The 26,996-nt window shown below is 63.3% G+C and carries 28 protein-coding genes and 1 pseudogene; 9 read left to right on the forward strand and 20 right to left on the reverse strand.

The features are described from left to right. Nucleotides 1–9: 9 nt before the first annotated feature. Nucleotides 10–654 (reverse strand): alpha/beta hydrolase, encoded by a 645-nt coding sequence (locus tag EPAKOI_RS01030; protein WP_423192751.1) that lies wholly within the window; start codon nt 652–654, stop codon nt 10–12. A 77-nt stretch (nt 655–731) separates the two neighbouring features. Then, nucleotides 732–1,052: a (2Fe-2S) ferredoxin domain-containing protein gene (locus EPAKOI_RS01035; protein ID WP_124682606.1), complete on the reverse strand. Its 321-nt coding sequence runs from the start codon at nt 1,050–1,052 to the stop codon at nt 732–734. 473 nt (nt 1,053–1,525) lie between these two features. Here EPAKOI_RS01035 and EPAKOI_RS01040 point away from each other — a divergent pair, with 473 nt between their 5' ends. The 3 genes from EPAKOI_RS01040 to EPAKOI_RS01050 all read left to right on the forward strand — a co-directional run bounded on the left by EPAKOI_RS01040 (nt 1,526) and on the right by EPAKOI_RS01050 (nt 6,341). Then, nucleotides 1,526–2,815, forward strand: a complete 1,290-nt coding sequence (locus EPAKOI_RS01040) for a dicarboxylate/amino acid:cation symporter (protein ID WP_423192752.1) — start codon at nt 1,526–1,528, stop codon at nt 2,813–2,815. A gap of 142 nt (nt 2,816–2,957) precedes the next feature. Beyond that, nucleotides 2,958–4,985: a sensor histidine kinase gene (locus EPAKOI_RS01045; protein WP_313837483.1), complete on the forward strand. Its 2,028-nt coding sequence runs from the start codon at nt 2,958–2,960 to the stop codon at nt 4,983–4,985. A 33-nt stretch (nt 4,986–5,018) separates the two neighbouring features. Continuing rightward, the gene (locus EPAKOI_RS01050) at nt 5,019–6,341 is read left to right on the forward strand and encodes a sigma-54-dependent transcriptional regulator (protein WP_124684990.1); all 1,323 of its coding nucleotides are present in this window, start codon (nt 5,019–5,021) and stop codon (nt 6,339–6,341) included. 610 nt (nt 6,342–6,951) lie between these two features. Here EPAKOI_RS01050 and EPAKOI_RS01055 read toward each other — a convergent pair. The 3 genes from EPAKOI_RS01055 to EPAKOI_RS01065 all read right to left on the reverse strand — a co-directional run bounded on the left by EPAKOI_RS01055 (nt 6,952) and on the right by EPAKOI_RS01065 (nt 10,412). Then, nucleotides 6,952–9,153, reverse strand: coding sequence for an ATP-dependent helicase (locus EPAKOI_RS01055; protein ID WP_423192753.1), 2,202 nt, complete (start codon nt 9,151–9,153; stop codon nt 6,952–6,954). 95 nt (nt 9,154–9,248) lie between these two features. After that, on the reverse strand, nt 9,249–9,785 hold the full coding sequence (locus EPAKOI_RS01060; RefSeq protein WP_124682602.1) for a TlpA disulfide reductase family protein: 537 nt from the start codon (nt 9,783–9,785) through the stop codon (nt 9,249–9,251). A gap of 132 nt (nt 9,786–9,917) precedes the next feature. Continuing rightward, the gene (locus EPAKOI_RS01065; protein WP_423192754.1) at nt 9,918–10,412 is read right to left on the reverse strand and encodes a thioredoxin; all 495 of its coding nucleotides are present in this window, start codon (nt 10,410–10,412) and stop codon (nt 9,918–9,920) included. Nucleotides 10,413–10,529: 117 nt separating this feature from the next. Here EPAKOI_RS01065 and EPAKOI_RS01070 point away from each other — a divergent pair, with 117 nt between their 5' ends. Further along, entirely contained in the window at nt 10,530–11,129 is a 600-nt protein-coding gene (locus EPAKOI_RS01070; protein ID WP_423192755.1) for a hypothetical protein, read from the forward strand. 28 nt (nt 11,130–11,157) lie between these two features. Further along, nucleotides 11,158–11,811: a LysE family transporter gene (locus EPAKOI_RS01075; protein WP_423192756.1), complete on the forward strand. Its 654-nt coding sequence runs from the start codon at nt 11,158–11,160 to the stop codon at nt 11,809–11,811. 242 nt (nt 11,812–12,053) lie between these two features. Here the strand turns inward: EPAKOI_RS01075 and EPAKOI_RS01080 are convergent, their stop codons facing one another. Further along, nucleotides 12,054–13,592 carry a YifB family Mg chelatase-like AAA ATPase gene (locus tag EPAKOI_RS01080; RefSeq protein WP_423192757.1) on the reverse strand — a complete coding sequence of 513 codons (1,539 nt, stop codon included), beginning with the start codon at nt 13,590–13,592 and terminating at the stop codon, nt 12,054–12,056. An 82-nt stretch (nt 13,593–13,674) separates the two neighbouring features. Beyond that, nucleotides 13,675–13,938, reverse strand: a complete 264-nt coding sequence (locus EPAKOI_RS01085) for an accessory factor UbiK family protein (protein WP_124682597.1) — start codon at nt 13,936–13,938, stop codon at nt 13,675–13,677. Between the two features lie 527 nt (nt 13,939–14,465). Between EPAKOI_RS01085 and EPAKOI_RS01090 the strand changes: the two genes are divergently transcribed. The 3 genes from EPAKOI_RS01090 (at nt 14,466) to EPAKOI_RS01100 (ending at nt 17,242) form a co-directional block, all read left to right on the forward strand. Next, the gene (locus tag EPAKOI_RS01090; protein WP_124682596.1) at nt 14,466–15,269 is read left to right on the forward strand and encodes a TorF family putative porin; all 804 of its coding nucleotides are present in this window, start codon (nt 14,466–14,468) and stop codon (nt 15,267–15,269) included. 66 nt (nt 15,270–15,335) lie between these two features. After that, nucleotides 15,336–15,674 (forward strand): P-II family nitrogen regulator, encoded by a 339-nt coding sequence (locus EPAKOI_RS01095; RefSeq protein WP_124682595.1) that lies wholly within the window; start codon nt 15,336–15,338, stop codon nt 15,672–15,674. A 32-nt stretch (nt 15,675–15,706) separates the two neighbouring features. Beyond that, nucleotides 15,707–17,242 (forward strand): ammonium transporter, encoded by a 1,536-nt coding sequence (locus EPAKOI_RS01100; RefSeq protein WP_313837497.1) that lies wholly within the window; start codon nt 15,707–15,709, stop codon nt 17,240–17,242. A gap of 215 nt (nt 17,243–17,457) precedes the next feature. On the opposite strand, the gene EPAKOI_RS01105 is transcribed toward EPAKOI_RS01100, so the two are convergent. The 8 genes from EPAKOI_RS01105 to EPAKOI_RS01140 form a co-directional block, all read right to left on the reverse strand. Further along, nucleotides 17,458–17,853 (reverse strand): hypothetical protein, encoded by a 396-nt coding sequence (locus tag EPAKOI_RS01105; RefSeq protein WP_423192758.1) that lies wholly within the window; start codon nt 17,851–17,853, stop codon nt 17,458–17,460. A gap of 581 nt (nt 17,854–18,434) precedes the next feature. Next, nucleotides 18,435–18,710, reverse strand: coding sequence for a colicin immunity domain-containing protein (locus EPAKOI_RS01110; RefSeq protein WP_423192759.1), 276 nt, complete (start codon nt 18,708–18,710; stop codon nt 18,435–18,437). Beyond that, the gene (locus EPAKOI_RS01115; RefSeq protein WP_423192760.1) at nt 18,707–18,952 is read right to left on the reverse strand and encodes a hypothetical protein; all 246 of its coding nucleotides are present in this window, start codon (nt 18,950–18,952) and stop codon (nt 18,707–18,709) included. Before EPAKOI_RS01115 ends, EPAKOI_RS01110 begins: the two co-directional genes overlap by 4 nt. 707 nt (nt 18,953–19,659) lie before the next feature. Beyond that, nucleotides 19,660–19,866, reverse strand: a complete 207-nt coding sequence (locus EPAKOI_RS01120; RefSeq protein ID WP_423192761.1) for a hypothetical protein — start codon at nt 19,864–19,866, stop codon at nt 19,660–19,662. After that, nucleotides 19,859–20,398 carry a hemagglutinin repeat-containing protein gene (locus EPAKOI_RS01125; protein WP_423193468.1) on the reverse strand — a complete coding sequence of 180 codons (540 nt, stop codon included), beginning with the start codon at nt 20,396–20,398 and terminating at the stop codon, nt 19,859–19,861. The genes EPAKOI_RS01120 and EPAKOI_RS01125 overlap by 8 nt, the downstream gene beginning before the upstream one ends. A gap of 52 nt (nt 20,399–20,450) precedes the next feature. Continuing rightward, entirely contained in the window at nt 20,451–20,924 is a 474-nt protein-coding gene (locus tag EPAKOI_RS01130) for a hypothetical protein (protein WP_423192762.1), read from the reverse strand. 385 nt (nt 20,925–21,309) lie between these two features. Then, nucleotides 21,310–21,705, reverse strand: coding sequence for a hypothetical protein (locus tag EPAKOI_RS01135; protein WP_423192763.1), 396 nt, complete (start codon nt 21,703–21,705; stop codon nt 21,310–21,312). Next, on the reverse strand, nt 21,702–22,088 hold the full coding sequence (locus EPAKOI_RS01140; protein ID WP_423192764.1) for a hypothetical protein: 387 nt from the start codon (nt 22,086–22,088) through the stop codon (nt 21,702–21,704). Before EPAKOI_RS01140 ends, EPAKOI_RS01135 begins: the two co-directional genes overlap by 4 nt. Before the next feature lie 193 nt (nt 22,089–22,281). Between EPAKOI_RS01140 and EPAKOI_RS01145 the strand changes: the two genes are divergently transcribed. Beyond that, nucleotides 22,282–23,442 (forward strand): IS30 family transposase, encoded by a 1,161-nt coding sequence (locus EPAKOI_RS01145; RefSeq protein WP_423193469.1) that lies wholly within the window; start codon nt 22,282–22,284, stop codon nt 23,440–23,442. Here EPAKOI_RS01145 and EPAKOI_RS01150 read toward each other — a convergent pair. From EPAKOI_RS01150 to EPAKOI_RS01170, 5 genes and pseudogenes are all read right to left on the reverse strand, one after another. Then, a pseudogene (locus EPAKOI_RS01150) lies at nt 23,363–23,713 on the reverse strand (VENN motif pre-toxin domain-containing protein); the annotation flags it as partial. The gene EPAKOI_RS01145 and the pseudogene EPAKOI_RS01150 sit on opposite strands and share 80 nt — an antisense overlap. Nucleotides 23,714–23,909: 196 nt before the next feature. Further along, nucleotides 23,910–24,368, reverse strand: a complete 459-nt coding sequence (locus EPAKOI_RS01155; protein WP_423192765.1) for a hypothetical protein — start codon at nt 24,366–24,368, stop codon at nt 23,910–23,912. 293 nt (nt 24,369–24,661) lie between these two features. Next, nucleotides 24,662–24,997, reverse strand: a complete 336-nt coding sequence (locus EPAKOI_RS01160; protein ID WP_423192766.1) for a colicin immunity domain-containing protein — start codon at nt 24,995–24,997, stop codon at nt 24,662–24,664. A 3-nt stretch (nt 24,998–25,000) separates the two neighbouring features. Then, nucleotides 25,001–25,867 (reverse strand): VENN motif pre-toxin domain-containing protein, encoded by an 867-nt coding sequence (locus EPAKOI_RS01165; RefSeq protein ID WP_423192767.1) that lies wholly within the window; start codon nt 25,865–25,867, stop codon nt 25,001–25,003. Nucleotides 25,868–26,452: 585 nt separating this feature from the next. Then, nucleotides 26,453–26,989: a hypothetical protein gene (locus EPAKOI_RS01170; protein WP_423192768.1), complete on the reverse strand. Its 537-nt coding sequence runs from the start codon at nt 26,987–26,989 to the stop codon at nt 26,453–26,455. Nucleotides 26,990–26,996 lie beyond the last annotated feature (7 nt).

Here is a 26,996-nt window from a genome sequence, read left to right on the forward strand (position 1 = left end):
CGGGACGGTTCACCGTTCCCACGCGCTGACGACAAGCTGCTTGATCAGGTGCAGCTTGCGATGAAAAAAGTGGTCGGCGCCGGGAATGACGATGACCGGCAGCTCCTGCGGGCGCGCCCAGTCCAGCACGCTGGCCAGCGGCACGGTGTCGTCCTGCTCGCCATGGATCACGATGGTGTCGGCCGGCACGGTGGCCACGTCCCAGCGGCTCGTGGCCGTGCCCACCAGCACCAGCCGCTGCGCGGGCGTGCCGGCTTCGGCCAGGCGGCGCGCCACGTGCGTCTGCACGAAGCTGCCGAACGAGAACCCGCCCAGCGCCAGCGGCAGCGCGGCCACGTCGGCCGACCACGCGGTCTGGGTGCGCATCCAGTCGATCACGGCCAGCAGGTCGTCCTGCTCGCCAATGCCCTGGTCATGCTCGCCGGCCGTGCCGCCCACGCCGCGGAAGTTCGGCCGCACCGTGGCGTAGCCCAGCGCCACGAACGTGCGTGCCAGCGTCTGGGCCACCTTGTTGTCCTTGGTGCCGGCGAACAGCGGATGCGGGTGCGCCACGAGCGCCAGCCCGCGCACGGGTTCGTTCTGGGGCAGATCGATCGAGATGTCGATGGCGCCGACGGGGCCGGCGATGGTGGTGACCTGGGTATGCGCGTTCATGGTGACGGGGCAGGAGGAACAACGGCACAACAAAAAACCGGGCATCGGACCCGGTACGGCCTGGCGGGTACGCGGCTTCAGCGATCCACCATCAGGCGCTCAACGGGCTTGCCGTTGACCAGATGGCTGTCGATGATCTCGTCGATGTCCTGCTCGTCGACGAACGTGTACCAGACGGCCTCGGGGTAGACCACCAGCACCGGGCCGAGTTCACAGCGGTTCAGGCAGCCGGCCTTGTTGATCCGCACGCGGCCCTCGGCGCCGGCGATGCCCAGCGCCTTGCAGCGCTTCTTGGCGTATTCCTGCATGGCCTGGGCGTTGTGGTCGGCGCAGCAGGCCTTGCCGTCGTCGCGCTGGTTCAGGCAGAAGAAAACGTGGTGTTTGTAGTAGCTGCTCATGGCGGCGAACGGAACTGCGCGGCGCCGGGGCCATGGAGCGGGCACCGGGACACGGCGTGAATCGGGGAAGGTCGGAATTATACGTGCTCGCGCCACGCGTTCCCCGCCGCGCCGGTGCCCGGAAATCCGGAATGGCCGCCATCGATCGATGCCGGATGCCACCCGCCGGGCCCCGGTCGGGCGTGGCGGATGCCTCCGGCGACACTTTTCGGCCGAAACCCTGCCGGCCGGGCGCCCGCCCCGCGTCCGGATCCCCGGAGCCGGTCATACCGGAATTCCGGAATCCCGGAGCGCCGGGGCCGTACCGCCGCCTCGCTTTCCTTGCAAATCAACGAGTTGGCCGCGTCGCGCCGCGTGGCACGGCCGTTGCAAATAGTTACGTCCAGACGCGCCCCCCGGCTCCTCCGGGCCCAGGCGCGCAACGTGGACGCCGCCGAGCGTCCGGCACCGGTCAAAACACCGAGGAAGACATCATGAGGAAACCCTTCTACAAGATCCTGTACGTGCAGGTGCTGGCGGCCATCGCCATCGGCATCCTGCTCGGCCATTTCGCGCCGACCACCGGCGTGGAGATGAAGCCGCTGGGCGACGCCTTCATCAAGCTGATCAAGATGATCATCGGCCCGATCATCTTCTGTACCGTGGTGTCCGGCATCGCCGGCATGCGCGACATGAAGAAGGTGGGCCGCGTGGGCGGCAAGGCGCTGCTGTACTTCGAGGTGGTTTCCACGTTCGCGCTGCTGATCGGCCTGGTTGCCTCGCACGTGCTCAAGCCCGGCGTGGGCTTCAACATCGACCCGGCCACGCTGGACACCAAGTCGATCTCGCAGTACGTGTCGAAGGCGCACGGCCAGAGCACGGTCGAGTTCTTTATGCACATCATCCCGGACACGATCTTCAGCGCGTTCGCCAACGGCGACATCCTGCAGATCCTGCTGGTCTCGCTGTTCTTTGGCTCGGCGCTGGCCGTGGTGGGCGACCGCGCGCGCGTCATCCACGAGATGGTCGACCAGGTGTCGAAGGTCTTCTTCCACATCGTCCACGTGATCACCAAGGTGGCCCCGATCGGCGCGTTCGGCGCCATGGCGTTCACCATCGGCAAGTACGGCCTGGGCTCGCTGGTGCCGCTGCTGAAGCTGATCGGCACGTTCTACTTCACCGCCATCGTGTTCGTGCTGGTGGTGCTGGGTACCGTGGCGCGCTTCACGGGCTTCTCGATCATCCGCTTTGTCGCGTACATCAAGGAAGAGCTGCTGATCGTGCTGGGCACCAGCTCGTCGGAGGCCGCGCTGCCGCACCTGATGGAGAAGATGGAAAAGCTGGGCTGCTCGAAGTCGGTGGTGGGGCTGGTGGTGCCCACGGGCTACTCGTTCAACCTGGACGGCACCAATATCTACATGACGATGGCCGTGATCTTCATCGCGCAGGCCACTGGCATCGAACTGACGCTGCTGCAGCAGCTGACCATCCTGGCCGTGGCCATGGTGACGTCCAAGGGCGCCAGCGGCGTCACCGGTTCCGGCTTCATCACGCTGGCGGCCACGCTGGCCGTGGTGCCGACCATCCCGGTGGCCGGCATGGTGCTGATCCTGGGCATCGACCGTTTCATGAGCGAATGCCGCGCGCTGACCAACATCATCGGCAACGGCGTGGCCACCGTGGTGGTGTCGGCCTGGGAACGCGAGCTGGACCGCGCCCGCCTGAACCGCGTGCTGCGTGGGGGCGGCGATGACAGCGTCGAACTGGCAGACGCCAACGCCTGACGTGACCTCCGGGCCCGCCGCCGGCACCCCCGCCGGGCGGCCCCAGCCGGGCGCGGCTGGCCCGGGCCCGCATCCCGCTGGCCGGCCCCACCCGGGCGCCGGCCAGCGAGTATCATCGGCGCGACAGCTCCCCCGCGCGCCGATGCCCCATTCCGACGACTTCCTTGCCGTGCACGATTCCGCTGCGCCAGGCTCCGTGCACGCGCCGGAGAACCCCGCGCGCTGGTGGCGCTTTGCCGTCCTGCTGGTGGCGGGCCTGCTGGCGCTGTGCGCGCTGACGTGGCTGGTGTCCGTCCAGCGCGGAATCGCCGCGCTGCAACAGTCCACCGCCATGCGGGCCGACCGCTACGCCGGCACGCTCGAATCCACGCTGGACCGCTACGAATTCCTGCCCGCGCTGGTGTCGCTGCACCCGTCGGTGCGGGCGCTGCTGGCCGCGCCGCAGGACGCCGCGCGCATTGCGGCGGTCAACGACTACCTGTCCGAGGTGAACGGCCGCGCCCGCGCGTCGGCCACCTACGTGATTGCCGCCAACGGGCTGGCGCTGGCCGCCAGCAACCACGGCGAGCCGGGCAGCTTCGTCGGCACCGATTACCGCTTCCGCCCGTACTTCCAGATGGCCTCGCGCGGCCAGGTGGGCCGCTTTTACGCCATTGGCGTCACCAGCGACGAGCCCGGCTACTACATCGCCCAGCCGATCGAGGCCGGCGGCAAGGTGATTGGCGTGACCGTCGTGAAGCTGAACCTGGAGTGGTTCCAGCGCGCCGGCTCGGGCCGTGGCGAGCCGCTGATGGTGTCCGACGACCACGGCGTGATCTTCCTGTCGTCGGTGCCGGGCTGGCAGTACCGCACGCTGCGCCCGCTGCCGCCCGCGCTGCAGGCCGAAATGCACCGCACGCGCCAGTACCACGATGTCGACGTCACGCCGCTGCCGCTGCAGCCGCTGACATCACCGGTCATGCGCTGGCTGGCGCGCAACACGCTGGCGGACAACCAGCGGCTTGTGCGCGTGGGGCCGACGGACCGGGGCGGCGCCGATGCCGCCGCGTCGGAGGCCGCGCCGGACGGCATCGACGGCATCGGCTGGAGCCTGGCCGAACTGTCCGGCGGCGGCGCCGACCGCTACCTGGAGATCAGCCGCGCGGTAGGCCCGGCCGGCTGGAACATGCAGGTCATGGCCCCGCTGGACCCGGTGCTGGCCAACGCCCGCAGTGCGACGATCGGCGCGGCGCTGGCCTACGCGTGCGTCTGCCTGCTGCTGGTGAACCTGCGCCAGCGCCGCCAGCGCGCGCGCGACATGCTCTACAGCCGGCGCCTGCTGGAGGCCGCCTATGACGAGCTGGAGCGGCGCGTGGAAGCCCGCACCGCCGACCTGATGGCCATCAACGAACAACTCGAAGCCGAGGTGGCCGAGCGCACCCGCGCCGAAAGCGAGCTGCGCGCCACGCAGGACGAACTGGTGCAGGCCAGCAAGCTTGCCGCGCTGGGCCAGATGGCCGCCGGCATCACCCACGAACTGAACCAGCCGCTGGCCGCGCTGCGCACGTTTTCGGACAACACGCGCGTGCTGCTGGAGCGCGGGCAGCTTGATGCCGCCACGGGCAACCTGTCGGCCATCGCCGACCTGACCGAGCGGATGGGCAAGATCACGGGCCAGCTGAAGCTGTTCGCCGGCAAGGCGCGCCCGCGCCGCCACGCGGTGGCCGTGCGCGCGGCGGTGGACCATGTGCTGCAGCTCATCGCGCCGCGCCTGGGGCCGGTGGCGCTGACGGTGCGCGGGCTGGACGGCGACGCGGGCGACCTGGCCGTCTGGGCCGACGAACTGAAGCTGGAGCAGGTGCTGCTGAACCTGGTGGGCAACGCGCTGGACGCCATCGCCGCCCAGGGCCGCCCCGACGGGCGCGTCGGCATCGACATCGACGCCGACGCCGAGCGCGTGCGCATTGCCGTGCACGACAACGGCACCGGCATCGCCCCGGACGCGCTGCCGCACCTGTTCGAACCGTTCTATACGACCAAGGAGATCGGCCAGGGGCTGGGGCTCGGGCTGGCGATCTCGTCGTCGATCGTGCGCGAATTCGGCGGCCAGCTCGTGGCAGGCAATGCCGCGGGCGGCGGCGCGGAATTCGTGGTGACGCTGCGCCGGGCGCGCCAGCCGGTGGCGGCGTAGCGCGCTGTGATGGGGATAAAGGACATGATTGCGATGCAAGACGGGCTGCGGGTGCTGTTTGTCGAGGACGAGCCGCTGGTGCGGCAGGCCACGGCGCAGAGCCTGGAACTGGCCGGGTTCGCGGTGCTGGCGCTGCCATCGGCCGAGGCGGCCATGCCGCACCTGGCGGCCGACTTCCCGGGCGTGCTGGTGACCGACGTGCGGCTGGGCGGCGCCAGCGGGCTGGACCTGCTGCACCACTGCCGCAACGTGGCGCCGGGCGTGCCCGTGATCCTGGTCACCGGCCATGGCGACATCACGATGGCCGTGCAGGCGATGCGCGAAGGCGCCTACGACTTCATCGAGAAGCCGTTCGGCGCCGACCGCCTGACCGACACCGTGCGCCGGGCGCTGGAGCGCCGCGCGCTGGAACTGGAAAACGTGGCGCTGCGCCGCGAACTGGCCGGGCCGGCCGCCGGCACGCGGATCATCGGCCGGTCTCCGGCCATGGCCCAGGTGCGCGACCTGATCGCCAACGTGGCCGAGACCGACGTGCCGGTGATGATCAACGGCGAGACCGGCACGGGCAAGGAACTGGTGGCGCGCAGCCTGCACGCGCTGTCCACGCGCCGCGATGCGCCGTTCATCGCGCTGAACTGCGGTGCCGTGCCCGAGGCCATCTTCGAGTCCGAGATGTTCGGCCACGAGGCCGGGGCGTTCACCGGCGCCGGCAAGCGCCGCATCGGCAAGCTGGAGCATGCGTCGGGCGGCACGCTGTTCCTGGACGAGATCGAAAGCATGCCGCTGGCGCTGCAGGTGAAGCTGCTGCGCGTGCTGCAGGAGGGCACGCTGGAGCGGCTGGGCTCGAACGCGTCGCTGCCCATCGACGTGCGGATCATCGCCGCCGCCAAGGGCGACATGGAGGGGTTGGTCGCGCAGGGCGCGTTCCGGCAGGACCTGCTGTACCGGCTGAACGTGGTCACGATCCCGCTGCCCCCGCTGCGCGACCGCCGCGAGGACATCGTGCCGCTGTTCGAGCATTTCATGCTGGTGGCCGCCGTGCGCTACCAGCGGCCCGCGCCGATCCTGTCGGAAATGCAGCGCCAGCAGCTCATGCAGCGCCCGTGGCCCGGCAACGTGCGCGAACTGCGCAACGCGGCGGACCGGCTGGTGCTGGGCGTGCCCGAAGGCGGCCAGGCCGCCCGCACCGAATCCGCCGACGAAACCACCCCGCTGCGCGAGCGCATGGAACGCTACGAACGCGCCGTCATCGCGGACACACTGGCCCGCACCGGCGGCGCGGTCAGCCAGGCAGCCGACCTGCTACAGGTCGGCAAGGCCACGCTGTACGACAAGATCAAGCGGTACGGGCTGTAGGGGCTGCCGGGTTTGCTCCCCTCTCCCGCAGGCGGGAGAGGGGAGCGAAGACCCAGCGAAAACGTTGGCCTGGCTCCCAGGTTTGCTCCCCTCTCCCGCATCGCGGGAGAGGGGCCGGGGGAGAGGGCCAGGCGGTGCAAACAGCCACCGTGGCATCTCGACACGCCGGCCCTCACCCCCAACCCCTCTCCCGCAGGCGGGAGAGGGGAGCGAAAACTCAGCGAAAACTCAGCGAAAACCCAGCGAAAACGCTGGCCTGGCTCCCGGGTTTCTCCCCTCTCCCGCATCGCGGGAGAGGGGCCGGGGGAGAGGGCAAGGCGGTGCAAATAGCCACCGTGGCATCGCGACACGCCGGCCCCTCTCCCCCAACCCCCTCTCCCGCAGGCGGGAGAGGGGGAGCGAAGACCCAGCGAAAACGTTGGCCTGGCTCCCAGGTTTGCTCCCCTCTCCCGCATCGCGGGAGAGGGGCCGGGGGAGAGGGCCAGGCGGTGCAAACAGCCGCCGTGGCATCCCGACACCCCGGCCCTCACCCCCAACCCCTCTCCCGCAGGCGGGAGAGGGGAGCGAAAACCCAGCGAAAACTCAGCGAAAACGTTGGCCTGGCTCCCCGCTACTTCCACATCCCCCGCATCCGGCTAGCCAGGTCGACCTGGGGCAGCGCGGGCTTGGGCTGGCCTTCGCCGGGCATGGGCGGGGGCGGCCAGGACCGGCTGTAGAAATTCGGCATCACGCGGTTCGGCAGGAAGCGCGTGCGCGACGCGTAGACGTGGCGGTCGCCGAAGCCCACCTGGTTGTGGACGTAGAAGCGCTGCGGCACCACCACGTCCAGATGGTCGCGCGCGCGCGTCATGGCCACGTACAGCAGGCGGCGTTCCTCCTCGATTTCCTCGGTGGTGCCGGTGGCCAGGTCCGACGGCATGCAGCCGTCCACGGCGTTGAGCACGTAGACGGCTTTCCATTCCTGGCCCTTGGCCGAATGGATCGTGGACAGGATCAGGTAGTCCTCGTCGCGCGACGGCACGCCCGATTCGTCGCTCGATGCGCTGGGCGGGTCCAGCGTCAACTCGGTCAGAAAGCGCTCGCGCGAGGCGTACGTGGCGGCGATGCGCTCGATCTGCTGCAGGTCGGCCTGGCGCGCGGCGGCGTCGTCGTGCATGCGTTCCAGATGCGGCTGGTACCAGGCGATGACCTGCTCGAACTCCGACGGCCACGGCGACGCCGGCGCCATCAGCGTGCGCGCCAGCGCCAGCAGGTCGTGCCAGGCGGGCGCGGTCGCGGGCGGGGCTTCGAACGCCTCCAGCGCCACTAGCGGCTCGGTGGCCGCTTCCAGCCCTTCCAGCACGCGCGCGGCCGTCTTGGGGCCGATGCCGGGCAGCAGTTGCAGCGTGCGGAAGCCGGCCATGCGGTCGCGCGGGTTTTCCAGCCAGCGCACCACGGCCATCACGTCCTTGACGTGGGTCGATTCCAGGAATTTCAGGCCGCCAAACTTCACGAACGGGATGTTGCGGCGCGCCAGTTCGATCTCCACCTGCGCGCTGTGGTCGGCCGCGCGGAACAGCACGGCCTGCTGCATCAGCGCCAGCCCGGCCTCGCGGCGCGCCAGGATCTGCTCGACGACGTAGCGCGCCTGGTCGGCCTCGTCGTTCACCACCACCACGCCCGGCTTTTCCGCCGACTCGCGCAGCGACCAGAGGTCCTTGGTGAACCGTTCGGCGGCCAGCCCGATCACGGCATTGGCGGCCTGCAGGATCGGCTGCGTGGAGCGGTAGTTCTGCGACAGCGTCACCTGCTGCGCGGCCGGCGTGAACTGCGCGGGGAAATCAAGGATGTTGCGCACCGTGGCGCCGCGGAAGGCGTAGATCGACTGGGCGTCGTCGCCCACCACGGTCAGGCCGCGGCCGTCGGGCTTCAGCGCCAGCAGGATCGACGCCTGCAGCGCGTTGGTGTCCTGGTATTCGTCGACCAGCACGTGGTCGAAGCGCGCGCCCATGTCGCGCGCCAGCGCGGGCTCGGTCATCGCCTGCGCCCAGTAGAGCAGCAGGTCGTCGTAGTCCAGCACCTGCTGCTTCTGCTTGGCCTCGACGTAGGCGGCGAACAGCGTCTTGAGCGCGTCGGCCCACATCGCATAGCGCGGGAACTGCGTCTTGAGCACCACGTCGATCGGCAACTGGGTGTTGACCACGCGCGAATAGATCGCCAGGCAGGTTTCCTTGCGCGGGAAGCGCGACGCCTGCTCGGACAGCCCCAGGTCGTGACGCACCACGTGCATCAGGTCTGCCGAGTCGCCACGGTCGCTGATCGTGAAGGTCGGCGCTAGGCCCAGCGTCTCGGCGTACTCGCGCAGCAGCCGGGCGCCGATGGCGTGGAACGTGCCCGACCACTGCAGCGCCGCGCGGCCCGCGCCGGACTGGATGCCCAGCGCCTGTTCGACGATGCGCTCGACGCGGCGCCCCATCTCGGCGGCGGCGCGGCGCGAGAACGTCAGCAGCAGGATACGGCGCGGATCGGCACCGCCGACCACGAGGTGCGCCACCCGGTGCGCCAGCGTATTGGTCTTGCCCGACCCCGCGCCGGCGATGATCAGCAGCGGGGCGTCGCCCGCGTACGTCACGGCGGCGCGCTGTTCCGGGTTCAGCTTGGACAGATAGGCGGGCGCCTCGGACGCCTCGGACGAACCGGCCCCGGCCGGGGCGTGGGCATCGGGGGCGGCTTCCGGGGCGTTATCCGGGGCAACTTCGGGGACGAGATCCGGCAACACGGCGCGATGGGATTGGGCGGGATGAGAAAAATCTGGCGCCCACTGTATATCCATACAGCTTTGGCTGGCAAGCCGCAGACGCCCGCGGCGCGCCTGCGCAACAAAAAAGGTGCCGCATGGGCACCTTTTTGGCTCGGGGGGCGGCTACGTCAGGCCGCGCTGGCCAGCGCGCCGTCCAGCAGCTTATGCAGCGCGTCCCACTCGGGCTCGCCGACGTAGCGCTTGAGAATCTTCCCGTTCTTGTCGACGACGAACGTGGTCGGCGTCAGTTGCACGTCGCCGAACGCCTTGGCCGCCGAGCCGTCCGAGTCCATCGCCACCTTGAACGGCAGCTCGCGCGTCCTGGCGTAGTTGGCCACATACATCGGCGGGTCGTAGTTCATCGCCACGGCCACGAAGTCCAGGCCCTTGTCCTTGTATTGCTTGTAGGTGTCGATCATCTGCGGCATTTCCTTGACGCAGGTGACGCAGCTCGTGGCCCAGAAGTTGACCAGGTAGACCTTGCCCTTCAGGTCGCCGGTGCTGACCTTCTGGCCCGACAGCAGCGTGAAGGTGGCGTCTGGGACGCTGCTGGCCGGGGTCATCGCCCGGTAGCCAAAGACGCCAAGCACCGCGGCGATCACGATCGCGGCGACGATGGGCCAGCGCTTGCGCGCGGGGCGGGCGGGGGTTGCGGTATTGGACATGGGATGACGGGGTTGGGGGCCAGGGCCCGGAAGCCGGCGGCGGACAGCGGCCATTCTACCGCCGGGCGCCGCCGTCGGCAGCGCGGCCGGGGCGGCGGTGCGCGGCTGCGGCAATTCGCCGCGCTGGCCGGTTCAGGGGCGGGCGGCGGACTTGGCGGTCACCTTGGCGCGTGCCTCGTCGATGGCCTGCTCCAGGTAGGCGCCGTAGAAATCGGCCTGCATGCCGCGCAGCGGGGCGGCCAGGTTGCGGCCGTTGCGGTCGAGGAACAGCACGGTCGGCGCCACCGAGATATTGCGCGCGCTGGCCCACTGGCGGGCCGTGGTCATCGTGCCGTCGGCGTCGCGGATCGGCGTGTCGGCGGTCATGTCGATCTCGCGCGCGGCAATCTCGCCGGCCGCGAGCTGCGGACCCAGGTAGTTGCGCCGCACCGTGTCGCAGTAGCTGCAGCCGGGCAGGCTGACCAGCACCACCAGCGGCTCTCCATGCCGCGCGGCCGCGGCGGACTGGGCGCCGATATCGGTCACGGGCGGCAGGTGGGCGGTGGCGGCAGCGGCGCCGGCGCAGGCCAGCAGCGCCACGGCGGCGAACGCGGAAGACAGGAAACGGGGCAGGGGGCGTACGGACATGGGCACCTCACGAACTTGCGGCGGCCCGCCAGCGGCATCGGGTGCAACGTGCGCGATGCGCGGCCGGGCGGCTTCCCGGATAATAGCGGCTTGCGCCCGATCGCGCCGACCTTGCCGATGCCCCCGACCCCGTTCCCGTCCCATTTCCGCCCCGGCCTGCGCCACCTGCTGCTGCTGGCCGCCGCCTGGCTGGCGCTCGCGGGCTGCACGCCGCGCTATGACTGGCGCACGATCGTGTCCAGCGACGGCAAGTACGCGGCGCTGTATCCGGCCAAGCCGACCAATGCGGCCCGCGACGTGTCGATCGCGGGGCGCAAGCTGCCCATGACGATGGAGGCGGCCAATATCGACGGCACGCTGTTCGCCGTGGGCGTGGTGACGCTGCCCAGCGACGACGCCGCGCTGCGGCGCGAGGCGCTGGACGCCATGCAGGCCGGGCTGCTGGCCAACCTGGGCGCCCAGCCGGGCCAGCCGGCCAGCGCGCGGCCGGTCACGGTGATGTCGGCCGCCCAGCCGCCGGTGTCGCTCGACGGGATGGAATTGACCGTCGCCGGTGTTTCGCCGCAGGACAAGGCGCCGCGCCGGCTGACCGCCCGGCTGGTGGCGTCGGGCGCACGGGTCTACCAGGCCGTGGTGCTGGAAGCCGGCGACGCCGCGCGCGATACGCGCCAGGCCGAGCAGGTCGAACAGTTCCTGACCGGCTTTCATCCGTTTTGACCATTTTTCTGGATCGAGGAGTGCAGTGATGCGTTGGGAAGTGTGGCTGGCCTATTTCGCCGCGTGCTGGGTGATCGCGGTATCGCCGGGGTCCGGCGCGGTGCTGTCGATGAGCCATGGGCTGTCGTATGGCCTGAAGAAGACGTCGACGACGATCCTGGGGCTGCAGACCGGGCTGGTCATCATCCTGCTGGTGGCCGGCGGCGGGCTGGGCGCGTTGCTGCTGGCGTCCGAGCAGGCGTTCCTGGTGGTCAAGACCATCGGCGCGATGTACCTGATCTACCTGGGCGTCCAGCAATGGCGCGCCCGGGTGGAGACGGCCCCGGCCGACGCCCCCGGCGGCCAGCCGGGCACGGTGCGCGTGGCCGGGATGAGCCGGCGCCGGCGCTTCGCCACGGGCCTGCTGACCAACGTGACCAACCCCAAGGGCATCATCTTCATGGTCGCCGTGCTGCCGCAGTTCATCGACCCGGGCCACCCGCTGGCCATCCAGCTCGCCATCCTGGCGGCCACGATGTGCTGCGTGGACCTGATCGTGATGCACGGCTACGCGCTGCTGGCATCGCGGATGCAGGGCCTGTTCCGCAACGCGCGCGCCGTACGCTGGCAGAACCGCTTCTTTGGTGGCGTGCTGGTGGCGGTGGGCACGGCGCTGTTCTTCGTGCGCCGGCACCACGCGTAAGCCGCAAGCCGCTGGCATAGTGCGCCGGCCTTTGCTTCAATGGGAGTGACCTGGAATTCATGGAGACCCAGATGCGCGATGCCGGCCTGAACGCCCACCGGGAACCGCCCCCCGGCGAACCCCCGCCCCCCGGCTTCCCGCCGGACCAGGCACCCATCGAGGACCCACCCCCGCCGCCGGTGGAACCGCCGGTGTAAGGACATCAGCCCGCTTTCGCGGGCTTTTTTGTTTCCGAGCGTTTTTTAGCCCGTCCGCAGCACCCGCCGGTACTGGATGGCCTCGGCCACGTGGCCGGCGTCGAGTGTGTCGGCGTCGGCCAGGTCGGCGATGGTGCGGGCGACCTTCAGTACGCGGAAGTACGCGCGGGCGGACCAGGCCAGCTTTTCCATGGCGCCGCGCAGCAGGGCCTGGGCGTCGGTGGTCAGCGGGCAGTGGGCGTCGATCTGGCGGCCGGACAGTTCGCTGTTGGGCGTGCCCTGGCGGGCAATCTGGCGCGCGCGGGCGTCCATGGCGCGGGCACGGACGGCGGCGCTGGGTTCGCCGGGCGGGCCGTCCAGCACGTCGCGGTGGTTCTGGGCGGGCACTTCGATCTGTAGATCCACGCGGTCCAGCAGCGGGCCGGAGATGCGCGACTGGTAGCGCTGCACCTGGTCGGGCGTGCAGCGGCACATGCGCGTGGGATGGCCCAGGTAGCCGCATGGGCACGGGTTCATGGCGGCGATGAACTGGAAGCGGGCGGGAAAGTCGACCTGTGCGGCGGCGCGCGAGATGGTGATGTGGCCGGTTTCCAGCGGCTCGCGCAGGACTTCGAGCACGCGCCGGTCGAACTCGGGCAGTTCGTCGAGGAACAGCACGCCGTGGTGCGCCAGCGAAATCTCGCCGGGGCGCGGATTGCCGCCGCCGCCCACCATGGCCGGGCCGCTGGCCGTGTGGTGCGGACTGCGGAACGGGCGCCGGCCCCATTGCGACGGCTGGAAGCCGCCCGGGGTCAGGCTCAGCACGGCGGCGGCTTCCAGCGCCTCGGTTTCGGTCATCGGCGGCAGCAGGGCCGGAAAACGCTGCGCCAGCATCGACTTGCCGGTGCCGGGCGGGCCCACCAGCAGCACCGAGTGCTGGCCCGCGGCGGCTACTTCCATGGCCCGGCGGGCCTGTAGCTGGCCGCGCACGTCGCGCATGTCGGGGGTGGTGCCGGGGTCGGTGGCGGGCGGGGCCGGCCGGGCGCGGGGCAGCGGGTGCTCGGGCAGTAGTCCAACGTGGTGGCAGATGTCGCGCAGCGTGGCGCCGGCGTGGACGGTCAGGTCATCGACCAGTGCGGCTTCCGGGCCGTTGTCGGTGGCGACGATGAACGCGCGCGCGGGCTCGCCGGCCGCCAACCGGGCGCGGTTGTCGCGTGCCAGCCCCATCGCCATTGCCAGCGCGCCGCGCACGGGCCGCAGGTCGCCGGCCAGCGACAGCTCCCCGGCAAACTCGAAGCCGTCCAGCGCGGTGGCCGGCAACTGGCCGCTGGCCGCCAGGATGCCCAGCGCGATGGCAAGGTCGAAGCGGCCGGACTCCTTGGGCAGGTCGGCCGGCGCCAGGTTGACCGTGATCCGGCGGTTCGGGAATTCGAACTCGCAGTTCAGCAGCGCCGCCCGCACGCGCTCGCGGCTTTCGCGGACTTCGGTGTCGGCCAGCCCGACGATGTTGAAGGCCGGCAGGCCATTCGCCAGGTGGATTTCGACGGACACGGGCGGCGCGTCGATGCCGTTCAGCGCGCGGCTGCGCAGGACTGCGAGGCTCATACGTTTGCGGAAGTGTTAAAGAAAAAGGCCACCGGAATCCGGTGGCCTTTCTGGCGATGCGTGGGTGGCTGGGCGCCGGGGCTCATACCCCAGGGGTGGGCGGGATGCCGCCGCTGCCGCGGGCTTCCAGCGCGGCGATGCGCGCTTCCAGCTCCTCCAGCCGGGCCCGGGTGCGCGCCAGCACCTGCGATTGCACGTCGAATTCCTCGCGCGTGACGAGGTCCAGGCGCGCAAAGCCCTGGGTCATCATGCTGCGGACGTTCTTCTCGATGTCCTTGGCCGGCGAGTTGCGCAGCGCTTCACTGACCTTCTGCTGCAGGTCGTTGAAGAGATCGGTCGGTTTCATGGTGAAGCTCCTGTGTTGACCAATTTGGATCGTTCGGGTCAGCGGCCGGCGGCGGCTACGCCGCCTGGCACCCGCGATGCACCGCCATGGGGCGTCCGGGGCGGTCCTCCCGCACACCGGTATCCCCGGTCGATGCACCTGAGTGGGGCGCGGCGACCCGGTCGACCGTGCCCGGGCCCGGTCTGGCCGGCGGGACGCCAAGCGCGCAGCACTTGACCCTTCATGACGCGGATTATGGCGCGTGATCGGCCGCCATGAAAGCGCCAGCAAGGCCCGGACACATCTTTTAACGCCTTTTGCCCGCCGCGGCGCCGCCCGCGGGCCGCCCCGCCGGGTGGAGAAGCGGGCGCCCGGCCACCTCTCCCAACTGTTCGCGTCCGTGCGCCGCCACGGGGCGCCTGCCCTGGCACGGCAGTTGCAGTACCAGAGCCAGGAGCGTCAAGACCCAAAAGCAACAAGCCATCAAGGCAAGCAGCAGTCCCTCAAGAACGAGCCCGCGAAGATTTCAAGGAAAAGGAGAGAACCAGATGAAGACGTCGAGCCTCGCAGTCAGCGCCGCTGCCCTTCTGCTCAGCCTGGCAGCCCCGGTGGCACTGGCCCAGACCGCCCCGGACGCCGCCGCGCCTGCAGCCGCACCGGCCGCGGAGCCGGCATCGCCGCACACCTTCACGGCCAACGTGTCGGTGGTTTCCGACTATCGCTATCGCGGCATCAGCCAGACCAACCTGCGTCCGGCCATCCAGGGCGGGTTCGACTACGCGCACGAGAGCGGCTTCTACATCGGCAACTGGAACTCAAGCATCAGCTGGCTGGAAGACGCCGATTCGTCGGTGTCGGCGCCGATCGAGATGGACTTCTACGGCGGCTACAAGAACAAGTTCGCGCTGGGCGGCCAGGAATTCAACTATGACGTGGGCGTGCTGGAGTACTTCTACCCGGGCGGCTACACGACCACGCGGCCGTACACGACCGAGCTCTACGCCGGCATCGGCTGGGGCCCGGTGTTCCTGAAGTACTCGCACGCGGTGACCAACCTGTTCGGCATCGACGACAGCAAGAACAGCTACTACGTCGACCTGACCGCCAACGTGCCGCTGAACTTCTGGGACCTGACGCTGAACGCCCACGTGGGCTACCAGGGCGTGACGCACCACAGCGACGCGTCGTACACCGACTGGAAGATCGGCCTGACCAAGGACCTGGGCAAGGGCTTTGCGCTGTCCGTGGCCTATGTCGACACCAACGCCAAGGAGTCGTTCTACACCAGCGCCAACCGGGGCCGCTATCTGGGCAAGGCCGCGGCGTGGGCATCCATTACCAAGACTTTCTGATTCCAAACAGCACACATCCGGAGCCGGGCGGCATGACCCGACAAGCCGCCCCCAAGGAGAATCCCAATGAAACTCATCATTGCAGTCATCAAGCCGTTCAAGCTCGACGAGGTGCGTGAAGCGCTCTCCGACGTGGGCGTGTCCGGCATCACCGTGACCGAGGTCAAGGGCTTCGGCCGCCAGAAGGGCCACACGGAGCTGTACCGGGGCGCCGAGTACATCGTCGACTTCCTGCCCAAGGTGAAGATCGAGGTGGCGGTACCCGACGACGTGGTCGAGCGCGCCATCGAGGCAATCGAGAAGTCGGCCCGCACGGGCAAGATCGGCGACGGCAAGATCTTCATCGCGCCCGTCGAACAGGTCATCCGCATCCGCACCGGCGAGACCGGCGGCGATGCGCTGTGACACCAGAACTACGAGAGACAGAGGTTAGACACATGAAAACCTGGTTCAAGCGATTCCTGACGGCTGGCGCGATGGCGCTGGCGCTCGGCACGGCCGGTCTCGGCCTGTCCACCCATGCCGTGGCGCAGGACAAGCCCGCCGCCGAGGCATCGGCCCCGGCAGCGGCCGCCGCCCCCGCTGCCGCCCCGGCAGCCGCTGCGGCAGCGCCCGCGGCCGCGGCCCCGGCAGAAGCCGCACCGGCCGCCGCGCCGGCCCCGGTGCCCAACAAGGGCGACACGGCCTGGCTGCTGGTGGCCACCGCATTCGTGATCCTGATGACGCTGCCGGGCCTGGCGCTGTTCTACGGCGGCCTGGTGCGGTCCAAGAACATGCTGTCGGTGCTGATGCAGTGCCTGGTGATCTTCTCGCTGGTGGCGATCCTGTGGGCCATCTACGGCTACAGCTTCGCGTTCACGGAAGGCAACGCGTTCTTCGGCGGCACGGACCGGCTATTCATGAAGGGCCTGAACGTCGACGCCGTGGCGGCCACGTTCAGCAAGGGCGTGGTGATCCCGGAACTGGTGTTCTTCGCGTTCCAGTGCGCGTTTGCCTGCATCACCTGCGGCCTGATCATCGGCGCCTTTGCCGAGCGCGCCAAGTTCTCGGCGGTGCTGGTGTTCGTGGTGCTCTGGTTCACGTTCGCCTATATCCCGATGGCCCACATGGTCTGGTTCTGGCCGGGTCCTGACGCCTACACCGATGCCGCCGCCGCCACCGCGGCCACGGCCAAGTCGGGCTGGCTGTTCCAGAAGGGCGCGCTCGACTACGCGGGCGGCACCGTGGTGCACATCAACGCCGCCGTGGCCGGCCTGGTGGGCGCGTTCATGTTCGGCAAGCGCATCGGCTTTGGCCGCGAAGCCATCCGCCCGCACAGCCTGACGTTCACGATGGTGGGCGCATCGCTGCTGTGGTTCGGCTGGTTCGGCTTCAACGCCGGCTCGGGCCTGGAAGCCAACGGCGGCGCCGCGCTGGCGTTCGTCAACACGCTGCTGGCCACCTGCGCCGCCGTGCTGTCGTGGACGTTCGGCGAGTGGATCGGCAAGGGCAAGCCGTCGATGCTGGGCGGTGCCTCGGGCGCCGTGGCCGGCCTGGTGGCAATCACCCCGGCCGCCGGCTTCGTCGGCCCGATGGGCTCGATCGTGATGGGCCTTGTGGCCGGCCTGCTGTGCCTGTGGGGCGTGAGCGGCCTGAAGCGCATGCTGGGCATGGATGACTCGCTGGACGTGTTCGGCGTGCACGGCGTGGGCGGCATCGTCGGCGCGCTGCTGACCGCGGTGTTCGCGGCCCCGAGCCTGGGCGGCGTGGGCATCTACGACTACGTGGCCAACAAGGTGGCGGACGACTATTCGATCGCCGGCCAGCTCTGGATCCAGTTCGAAGGCGTGCTGACCACGGTGGTGTGGTCGGGCGTGGTCGCGCTGGTTGCCTACAAGCTGGTGGACATGCTGATTGGCCTGCGCGTGCCGGAAGAAGAGGAGCGCGAGGGCCTGGATATCACGTCGCACGGCGAAACGGCCTATGAAGCCTGATATCCACAACAGGGTTGTGCTGGAGAGCTGATTGGGAATCTTCTCTCAGGAGTTTTGCCCCGGCCATGTGCCGGGGCTTTTTTATTGGATCAACGAGGCGTTCCGGGGATACATTCATCGACATGCGCCCATTTGTCTCTATCGAATGTATTAATGCCGATCTGGGCGAGTGGGATTATTGCCCCCAATGGCTCATATCCAATCCACTCGTCTTATCAGTCGCGCTTTTCATATTCCTCAGGGATTTTATAATCGTCTGGAAAATCTGGCCACCCCATCGCAGGATCGCTTGATGCACGATGAAGATCGTCCATTAAAGCTTCGAAGAAAGACTTTAAGCTATGCGCGGCAACCGAACCGCTGACTAACGCGGCGCGCTGAGCTAGCATATCTCCCTTTTTCGTCGATAAATCAAAGAGCTTCATGGCCTCCTGTAAAGTGGCTACATTCACCTTGAATATCTCATTAAGATTATCTGCCCAGTCAATATTCCAATCGAAACGGCCGGTCTCAGGATCAAAATGCTGTAACTGCGCATCGCCAATACCTCGCGACCTCGCCAAACTAAGTAATCTAACGCGAATCATGTCAAAATCAGCATCTTGACTCATTTCAACTTTCTCCCTTCCAACTTTGCCTTCTCGGTCTTAAGGGGGTTGATTGTGCCATCGAGATTTATTGCCATCTTAAAACTTCCAAATTTATCGAATGCTTCTAAGTGGTTCATGTGGCATCCGATGCTGACCCAGATACTTCTGGGTCATTTCCCAGCACCAGAACAGCAGAGAAAAGAGCCGAATCTACAGCGATTTGCCAACGAAGGTAGGAGTTATCTGAAAACAACATATGTCGGACGGCGCCTTGGGGGTGGGGGCGGCAACGGCGGTGATTGTGCCGGCGCTGGGAGAGAGGGTGGTGTTTTGAGGGAGAGAATGCAAGTTTTGGGGATGGGGGCAGTTGACTGCCTCTCAAATCACATAGACCTATAGAATAATGACTCCTACGAAACTCGCTACCGGATATGCCGGTATTAAAGAGTTCGATAGTGTTTTACAAATTCGCCGCCCGCCATTCTGGATGAACGAGAACCGAATGACGAGGTCACCGCCGCCAGAGATAGGGGGGGTGATACGAACGACGGCAAGAACTGGAGCAGGTTCTACAGTCGAATAGCACTGCCGCTGACCTCCTGTCACGCGTCTGAATCAAGATTACGGAGAACGTTCGCAACCCTATTTAGTAACTCTGCGCTGTCGAGTTCATACTCCTCGCGATCGGCCTCGGGATTATACAGATCAACCAAACAGAAGATTGTTGATAGAGCACTATTAATGTTTGGAGGATCCACCTCAAGCAACCCTAGATCACGTTCATGCCGCCATTTCTCCGTAAATGTGTCGACGAATTTTCCAGTTTCTATTTTCCCACACACGAACTGACGTGAGCAGTCTAGGAGTTCAACACTCATCGCAATACACCATTCCTTATAAAATTCTCGAAATGTGTGGTTCCTGGATCCTTGAGTGCCTGTTCCGACCAGAACTTGCGTTGCGCGTGCCTAGGTAAGGCATCAGTTTCCGATTGAATCAGCAAGAACATATAAAAATCCTTGGAGTCGAAGATCGATAATCCTTGGCTTTCAAACCAGCGGATCATCGCATCAGCACCCTCAATATACGAAACACGGCCCTCGACCATGTCTTCCAGCAACGATATACATTCGTCGAGATGCTCACATTTATCTTTATCGAAAATTATCGTCATAACACTACGGCGTACTCTTCCTCGGGATTGATTTTGGTTCTACCAATTGGCCCGTGACGGGTTTCTCGGAATCAAAATCTGCAATAAGTTGCAATTTATTCCATTGCCAACCCGATGCCGTGGTATCCATTCCGGGCCGAGCCGTACTCCAAGAGGTACAGCCCTGAAATCGCCATAAACTGTTCCTTGTGGTCCACGAAGCGCCTTTTGGAATCCAAAGCAGGTGCGTCAAGTCATACACGGCTCCCCTTACCTCTCCAAAAGAGTATGCGGTTAGTCATTGGCCGAAGGCCGAGAACTCCATCCATGAAATTTCTCGGCTCTCCGGACAACCTCGGATAACACCGATCCGGCACGTAGGTCGCCATCATAAAACCTATCCCAAAAATCTCCTCCGAATTCGGTTGGTCTCAGGCCATATCCCACTGCCTCGAATGGGATAACCGCCCAGTTAGGTGGTATAGAACTATCGACAATATCGAAATACGCCAACTCAATTAGAACTGGGCTTCGATCTTCGTCGCATAGGATGGAAACCGTAGACTCACGCCCATCGGTGCGGAATGACATTCCCAATGCAATATATTCTTTACCAACTGTAAAATATGGATCGACTGCGCCAACATAGCCACGACCACCTTTGTATTTGACTATCACGGATTCACCACTCCTTTAACTTTGAAATCTGAAGTTTCGTAGTCGATCTTTCCTGTTGCATTATTCATATAAAAATGAACCTGCAATGATTGTCCATTCGATCGGATAGAGCGAGTTGTATATTTTCCCCAATCCGCAATATTTGAACCATCGCTAGTCAACGTTTTTACCACCTCTGGATTTCTGATTTCTTCATCAGTCAAAATTATTCTCGTAGATTGACGTACAGCGTCCTCGGTCAGACGCGTGGTTGTCGATATCGCTTGTGGTCAGCGTACCGGTGACCAGGCGGTTCTTCTCCGGGTCCGACGTGCTGGCGAGGATGCCGCCCTTGAGGTCGGTGTTGCCCTTGACCTCGATGTCGAAGCCGCCCTGGCCCGCGTAGATGCCGCTTTGTTCCCTGACCGCGCTGTAGGTGCTGTCGGTCTTGCCTTGCGTGTGGGTGCCGCTGGCATTGACGGTCGTGCCGACGCAGAACGGTGGCACGCAGATACTGGCCTGCATGCCCGATGACGTTTCGCGCGAGGTGAAGTCGTCGGTATCCGGGCGGCTCTCGATGTTGAAATCGCGGCCCACCGAGCCGCCGATGGTGTCGGCGATAAGTTGTGCGCCCTTGAGGTTGGCGTCGCGGCCGCTGATGATCGTCAGCTTGTCGGTGGCCGTGACGCTGGTGTTCCGGTGGGTCACCGATTTGCCGTCCGCCTTCGCCTTGTTCTGGCTCGCGGCCAGTTCCAGCGTGAATCCGTTCTAGTCTCCGGACGACACTCTCAAACAAATGCGGCCATCATCAATCCAAAAAATGAAGTCCAGATGAGTTCACCATCTGTTCGACATACTCCCAGCTCCAGGACTTCGGCATCCAAATTAGATGCGTCAAATCAAAAGAAGGCTCCCACACGACGCCAGCACCGTCGAAACACACCGAGCAACCCCCTGTTTCTCGCATCACATTCATACCGATCGCCATCGTCTCGGTCAAACTTGGAATCTTGTCGACACGCCCGTCTGCGAGCGTAAAGTTTCTCCCTGCCCGTGCAAGGCGCTCCCAGAGATCCAACAAGCGTTCTTCCGCCACCATATACGAAGGAAGCGCGTCGCTTTCTAAGGCTAGCTGATAATACAAAAATTGACATTCGTCAAATTCATCATTGCTTAAGAAATGATCGAAATAGGAGACCCTTCTGTGTAAAAAATTATCCTCCAAACTTAAAAATGAGTCTTTGTCGAACTTAATTAGGTTCAATATCGATCCGGGGTTCATGACCATCCTTTTTACTTGCTTACACGAATCATCTCTTTTCCATCCCATACGTACGTTCCCAGCCTTCTTCCATGCTTGTCATAGCCTTTCCATCCTTCGTCCGCTCGATGGCCTGCCTTGTCTGGCGAAAAATAAACGCCCGTATTAGGATCTAAAAAAACCGGCGCCTTTCTAGTTGCATCTCGGACGCTGTGAAATCCTCGCTATGTCCTGATATTCATCGTCATCTGACTATTGCACTTCGCACTCACGTAGCCATCGAAGCAACCTCGGAAAATCGGTTTCGCAATATTCCACTGGCTGTAAAGGAGTTAGGATCCAGTTACGGGGCGGGTATCGAATGAATTACCATTCTCAATGAGTCTCCGCCTTCATTTCACTAAAATTATTCAACATAGCCATATTCCTCGGGAATACTATAACCGTCTGGAATCTCTGGCCATCTCATATCTGGATTGGTCGCGGCGCGTCGCAAATCGCTCATCAGATCATCAAAAAATCCCTCCAACTTGTGTGCAAAAATCGAAGCCCGTATCAAGGCGACACACTGAGTAAGTTCATCATTCTTACGGCTAGCCAAAGCAAACAACTTCATTGCTCGCATCAAATGTTCTACATCTTTCTCAAAAGCTCTGTCGAGATCGTCACTCAAAATCAACGTCCAATCAGATTTCCCCGTCATCTCATCAAATTGTCGTAGCTGGTCTTCAACTAAACCGCGAGATAATGCCAAATCCAACAATGCAATCCGAATGGATTCAAAACCGCTACCACTATTCATTTTAATCTCCTGCCTTCCTTTATTGCCTTCACGGTTTTAACTTCATTGACTGAGCCGTCCGGATTAAGCACGACCCTAATCCTTCCCTTATTATCGAAGACTTCAAGGTGGTTCATATGCGCGCTGTCAATATAAAATTGATCGCCGGTGCGAATCTTTTCACCAACGCCCTTTGTCGCCACGAATATCCTGGATCGTTTGTAAATTCTGGGCGTTCCGCGTGACCCGCCGTTCAACTGAGAACCAAATCCATCACTGGAGAGGAGCTGCCTCATATTGTCAACCCTAGCGGCGTTCGGGGAATATTTATCGGTCGCCCCGATCCCCGCTGCCGCCCCAATCCCCACATCCGCCACCAGCCTGGCGACCTCTTGCGGGTCCATGGGCTCATCGTCTGCCAGCTTATTTGCATTGGCGATAGCGACGGTTCGCAATTGATTTAGGCTGGCATCGCCAAACCGTATATCTGCGTACTCGGCCTTCTCTGCGTCTGACCAATTGCCAGGCCCTTTTTCCTCGTGGATTCAATGGGTCGATGCAACACTAGACACTGCGTAAGCCGTGGAGGTGCTGCAAATGAAACAAAGGCGCCGGATTTACTACACCGAGACTCAGAAGGCACTAATGTGGGAGCGGTGGCGAAAAGGGGACACGCTTCACCAGATCGCCCGGCTGTTTGATCGGTACCATTCATCAGTACAAGGGATTCTGGCGAAGTCCGGCGGCATTCAACCGTCACCGCGACACCGTTCCAGGCTTGCCCTGACCCTCGCCGAACGGGAAGAAATCTCTCGCTCGGTAGTGGCGGGTCTGTCGGTCCGATCGATCGCCTGCCGGCTCGGGCGCGCCCCATCGACCATTAGCCGGGAGTTGCGGCGCAATGGCGGCAGCCAATGCTATCGCGCAAGTCAAGCCGATGAACTCGCCTGGGTTCGCGCGCTCCGTCCGAAGACCTGTAAGCTCGTCAGAAATCCTGCGCTGGCACAGGTTGTGGCGGCCAAACTGAAGATGCGGTGGTCTCCGGAACAGATTGCTGGCTGGCTCAAGCATGACTATGCGGTCAACAAGGACTACCAGGTGTCACACGAGACCATCTACCGTAGCCTCTATGTCCAGGCCCGCGGCGCCCTAAAGAAGGAGTTGCTCGCACATCTGAGGCGGTGCCGGATCATGCGTCACGCACGGAACTACTCGGCGAAGACCGATGAGCGCGGAAGAATCCGTGATGCCGTTTCAATAAGCGAGCGGCCTGCGAGCGTTGAAGACCGCGCGATACCAGGCCACTGGGAAGGAGACTTGCTCTTCGGCAGTGCCAACAGCCAGATAGTAACCTTGGTCGAGCGTCAGACGAGGTTCGTGATGCTGCTCAAGGTCTCCAGCAAAGACACAGAGACGGTCGTCAACGCGCTGATCAAACATGCTGGAAAGCTGCCACAAGAACTGTACAAATCCCTGACGTGGGATCGTGGCAAAGAACTGGCCGATCACAAGCGCTTCACCGTCTCGACCGACATCAAGGTCTACTTCTGCGACCCTCAACATCCCTGGCAACGCGGTTCCAACGAGAACACAAATGGCCTCTTGAGGCAGTACCTCCCAAAAGGCACTGATCTCTCCATCTATTCCCAGGCAAAGCTCAACGGCATAGCGAGGCAACTCAATGAACGGCCGCGAAAGACATTAAACTTCGACACACCTGCAGAACGATTCCATCAGACCGTTGCGTTGACCGGTTGAATTCACACTGGAGTTCGGCCATTCTCTCGCCCTGGGCCTGTTGTTCCAATCGCAGGTCCCGCGCGAGCGTCAGACATTCTGACTGCGTCGAACAGTCCGTCACTTCCCGCTTGTTCTTCTCCCATTCGGCGGCGTATTCGGCGCGGACTTTGTCCCGGCAGGCTTTGTCCGCGCAGGCGGCCATGGCTTCGGCGCGATCCCGTTTTTGCGTATGGTTCAGGTAGTTATTCTCCGTCGCCACCTTCCCCACATTCGCCCCGGCTGCCGCGTCTCAAATCGTCACGTCTGCACCGGACGTCCGGTCTTGGAAATATCCAGAGAGATCGACCGTCGCCCCGGATCGGGTTTCAAATTATTGATGTAATAATCTACTGGGGCCAGAGGTTAGAACGGAGACCGTGCGCTGTCCATGGAATCACCGCGATCTTCCACCCTGCTGATCAGCAGTCTAAAAATAAATCCTCCACTTATTGGCACTCTCGCCACTCATGACATGTGGTATCCCTTTTATACATCTTCCCGTTAAATGAAATGAGCTTCTCTGCCTCTCGAAGCCGGTATGTCGGCGAGTATTCAAACCGATCCGGAAGTTCAGGCCAATCCAGATTCTTCATTCCTGTACGATTAAGTCCGTCCTCGGCTGCCCGCAGGAGGTCTTGTTTCAGCGCGTAGAACAATGAACTGATATTGTGCGCGAATCCTTGCGCCTCCACGAGAGCGCATCGAGCCGTCAGCAAATCACCTTTTGCTATGGCCTCTTGATGCACGCGCATTAATTCCATGAGCTCTATCATATCTGTCGTAAAATCGACATCCATATCTCTCGTATAGTCCAGCCCCCAATCATCCTGCATCTTGCCGATGCTAGTACCACGCGAATTTGCTAGTTGTGCAATTACTTCTTTAATGTTTTCTAAAAACTTCATTTACCTAACCTCCTTCCTCTTGCGCCCATCATTTTCTTCTCATTTATTGAGCCATCTATATTTAGAACCCACTTCCACATAGACCTATAGAATAATGACTCCTACGAAACTCGCTACCGGATATGCCGGTATTAAAGAGTTCGATAGTGTTTTACAAATTCGCCGCCCGCCATTCTGGATGAACGAGAACCGAATGACGAGGTCACCGCCGCCAGAGATAGGGGGGTTGATACGAACGATGGCAAGAACTGGAGCAGGTTCTACAGTCGAATAGCACTGCCGCTCACCTCCTGTCACGCGTCTGAATCAAGATTACGGAGAACGTTCGCAACCCTATTTAGTAACTCTGCGCTGTCGAGTTCATACTCCTCGCGATCGGCCTCGGGATTATACAGATCAACCAAACAGAAGATTGTTGATAGAGCACTATTAATGTTTGGAGGATCCACCTCAAGCAACCCTAGATCACGTTCATGCCGCCATTTCTCCGTAAATGTGTCGACGAATTTTCCAGTTTCTATTTTCCCACACACGAACTGACGTGAGCAGTCTATGAGTTCAACACTCATCGCAATACACCATTCCTTATAAAACTCTCGAACTGTGTGGTTCCTGGACTCAACTTCCATCCGCTAACAAAGGCACCCGATTGGTCGACCAATCAGGTCTTCCGATGCAAACGGAGGCTCCTCCAGCCTCTGCGCCTTCGACTGCGCCACCAGCCAAGCCGTACCGAGCTTATTGCAATCGACGCTGGATGAGTTCGTTCCACATCCGGCCGCCTGCATCTGATCGAGAATGAAACTCGCGACGCCGTTGCAATCTTCCCCCGGCTCGCAGCGGTTCACTGAGGCGGCTAGGTTTTCGTCGTTCTTGCGGTCCTGCTCGGCGTAGATTTCCGCCTGCTGGCATGCCTTGGGATTGGCGGATCCACAGGCGGCCGCGGCCTTCTCGAAGGCTTCGCGATCCACGTGGTTCAGATAATTATTCTCCGTCGCCACCTTCCCCACATTCGCCCCGGCTGCCGCGTCTCCAACCGAACCGCCCGCAATTCCTCCCGCAGCCCCTCCCACGATTGCCCCGGCCAGTTGCACCAGCGCCTTGCGGTCCGACCCGCTGAGGTCTTTCTGGTCGAGCAGGGCCTGGCCGAACGCCTCCATGGCCAGTGAGGCGGCTGCGCCGCCAGCCGCGCCGGCGGTGAAATTGCCACCGATGGCTTCGGCCATCAGGCCGCCCACCAGCGCGTGGACGGCGGCCTTGGTCCCGGGGGAGCTGCCTACCAGCACATCGCCGACCTTGTTGTAAATCAAAGGCGCCGCCTGCTGCGCCACCTCGCTCTTGATCCCGTTCAGGTCCTGCTGGTCCTTGACCTTCTGCGCGTCGAAGATCTTGTCGATGCTGTCGTTCGCGTTTTCGGTGTCGCGGTTCAGGTTGGCGAGGGTTTCGTCGGCGGTCTGGCCGGCCTTGGCCAGTAGGCCGGCCTCGTCGGTGATCTGCACCGTGCCCGCCGCGATGGCGCTCCCGATCTCGCCGGAGGCGTCGCCGCCAAGGTCTGTCTGGGCATTGCCGGCACGGGGGGAGCAACCACAACGGGCCTAAGGCTCTAATCCAAGAGGTAGAGCCCTGAAGCACCCACCGATTTCTCGACAGTGGTCCATGAGGCGCCTTTAGGGAGCCATAGTAGATGTGTCAAGTCATACGCCGGCTCCCATATAACCCCAGCGCCGTCGAAGCAGACAGAATATCCGTCGATTTCTCGCATTACCTCTTTGCCAAGTTTTATTGTGTCTTCAAGATCTCCAAGTTCACAAATGCGTCCAGATCGAATCGTGAAGTTCTTGCCTTGGCCTGCAAAAAAGCTCCATAAATACATTAATCTATCCTCTGCCACATAATACGAAGCTAGAGTGTTACTTCTCTTTGCCAACTCATAATATATATAGTTACAATTTTCCGCGACACTTAGAAAATGATCAAAATACGAGACTCGACGACATGTAAAAGCCGCATCGAAACTCGGAGTCGAATCCTCGTCGAATTTTATCGGTGGAATCAACGGAATTTTATTAATTATACTCACCTTATCATTTCGAAACGCGCACCATCTGTTTACCATCCCAGATCGCCGTACCTAGTCTATTTCCCTTCTCATCAAATATCTTCCATGCATTATCCGCGCGACGACCCGTCTTATCCGGCGAATAGTACGAACCATCCTTCGGATTATAAAAAACTGGATAATCTCCTGCCGCTTTCTTTACGTTATCCGGACTAGTTTTAGACCAACCATTGGCGACTACAATTTCCTTTGCCTGGGGGTTCGTAAGTACATCGTACTTTCCAGGGTCGCTGAAAATCGCCCCCAACCCCTCCACCGGCTCAACCGGATTGGGCAAGACACCGCCAGCAACTTTGGAAAGCAGATCACCCGCCTCCTTCAACCGATCGACAGCATCGGCTATGGGTTGATACATCGGAAGCTTGTTGTTCGCCGCTGACTCGTCCGGGGTGCCCGTGAGCACGCGCTCCCCGCCACCGTCAATCGGCTTTCCTGGTGGAGATTTCTGCCCCTGACGGTCAGCCGGAGTCGGCGGAATACCCGGGTCCTTGGGGACATGCATCAGCCAA

The organism is Cupriavidus sp. H18C2, from assembly GCF_049393795.1.
Lineage (GTDB): Bacteria > Pseudomonadota > Gammaproteobacteria > Burkholderiales > Burkholderiaceae > Cupriavidus > Cupriavidus pauculus_C.

Excerpts from the sequence above, each read along its gene's own strand:
- EPAKOI_RS01030 (WP_423192751.1), bottom strand. The coding sequence starts at position 654 with ATGAACGCGCATACCCAGGTCACCACCATCGCCGGCCCCGTCGGCGCC.
- EPAKOI_RS01035 (WP_124682606.1), bottom strand. The coding sequence starts at position 1,052 with ATGAGCAGCTACTACAAACACCACGTTTTCTTCTGCCTGAACCAGCGC.
- EPAKOI_RS01040 (WP_423192752.1), top strand. The coding sequence starts at position 1,526 with ATGAGGAAACCCTTCTACAAGATCCTGTACGTGCAGGTGCTGGCGGCC.
- EPAKOI_RS01045 (WP_313837483.1), top strand. The coding sequence starts at position 2,958 with ATGCCCCATTCCGACGACTTCCTTGCCGTGCACGATTCCGCTGCGCCA.
- EPAKOI_RS01050 (WP_124684990.1), top strand. The coding sequence starts at position 5,019 with ATGCAAGACGGGCTGCGGGTGCTGTTTGTCGAGGACGAGCCGCTGGTG.
- EPAKOI_RS01055 (WP_423192753.1), bottom strand. The coding sequence starts at position 9,153 with ATGGATATACAGTGGGCGCCAGATTTTTCTCATCCCGCCCAATCCCAT.
- EPAKOI_RS01060 (WP_124682602.1), bottom strand. The coding sequence starts at position 9,785 with ATGTCCAATACCGCAACCCCCGCCCGCCCCGCGCGCAAGCGCTGGCCC.
- EPAKOI_RS01065 (WP_423192754.1), bottom strand. The coding sequence starts at position 10,412 with ATGTCCGTACGCCCCCTGCCCCGTTTCCTGTCTTCCGCGTTCGCCGCC.
- EPAKOI_RS01070 (WP_423192755.1), top strand. The coding sequence starts at position 10,530 with ATGCCCCCGACCCCGTTCCCGTCCCATTTCCGCCCCGGCCTGCGCCAC.
- EPAKOI_RS01075 (WP_423192756.1), top strand. The coding sequence starts at position 11,158 with ATGCGTTGGGAAGTGTGGCTGGCCTATTTCGCCGCGTGCTGGGTGATC.
- EPAKOI_RS01080 (WP_423192757.1), bottom strand. The coding sequence starts at position 13,592 with ATGAGCCTCGCAGTCCTGCGCAGCCGCGCGCTGAACGGCATCGACGCG.
- EPAKOI_RS01085 (WP_124682597.1), bottom strand. The coding sequence starts at position 13,938 with ATGAAACCGACCGATCTCTTCAACGACCTGCAGCAGAAGGTCAGTGAA.
- EPAKOI_RS01090 (WP_124682596.1), top strand. The coding sequence starts at position 14,466 with ATGAAGACGTCGAGCCTCGCAGTCAGCGCCGCTGCCCTTCTGCTCAGC.
- EPAKOI_RS01095 (WP_124682595.1), top strand. The coding sequence starts at position 15,336 with ATGAAACTCATCATTGCAGTCATCAAGCCGTTCAAGCTCGACGAGGTG.
- EPAKOI_RS01100 (WP_313837497.1), top strand. The coding sequence starts at position 15,707 with ATGAAAACCTGGTTCAAGCGATTCCTGACGGCTGGCGCGATGGCGCTG.
- EPAKOI_RS01105 (WP_423192758.1), bottom strand. The coding sequence starts at position 17,853 with ATGAGTCAAGATGCTGATTTTGACATGATTCGCGTTAGATTACTTAGT.
- EPAKOI_RS01110 (WP_423192759.1), bottom strand. The coding sequence starts at position 18,710 with ATGAGTGTTGAACTCCTAGACTGCTCACGTCAGTTCGTGTGTGGGAAA.
- EPAKOI_RS01130 (WP_423192762.1), bottom strand. The coding sequence starts at position 20,924 with ATGAACCCCGGATCGATATTGAACCTAATTAAGTTCGACAAAGACTCA.
- EPAKOI_RS01135 (WP_423192763.1), bottom strand. The coding sequence starts at position 21,705 with ATGAATAGTGGTAGCGGTTTTGAATCCATTCGGATTGCATTGTTGGAT.
- EPAKOI_RS01140 (WP_423192764.1), bottom strand. The coding sequence starts at position 22,088 with ATGGACCCGCAAGAGGTCGCCAGGCTGGTGGCGGATGTGGGGATTGGG.
- EPAKOI_RS01145 (WP_423193469.1), top strand. The coding sequence starts at position 22,282 with ATGAAACAAAGGCGCCGGATTTACTACACCGAGACTCAGAAGGCACTA.
- EPAKOI_RS01155 (WP_423192765.1), bottom strand. The coding sequence starts at position 24,368 with ATGAAGTTTTTAGAAAACATTAAAGAAGTAATTGCACAACTAGCAAAT.
- EPAKOI_RS01160 (WP_423192766.1), bottom strand. The coding sequence starts at position 24,997 with ATGGAAGTTGAGTCCAGGAACCACACAGTTCGAGAGTTTTATAAGGAA.
- EPAKOI_RS01170 (WP_423192768.1), bottom strand. The coding sequence starts at position 26,989 with ATGCATGTCCCCAAGGACCCGGGTATTCCGCCGACTCCGGCTGACCGT.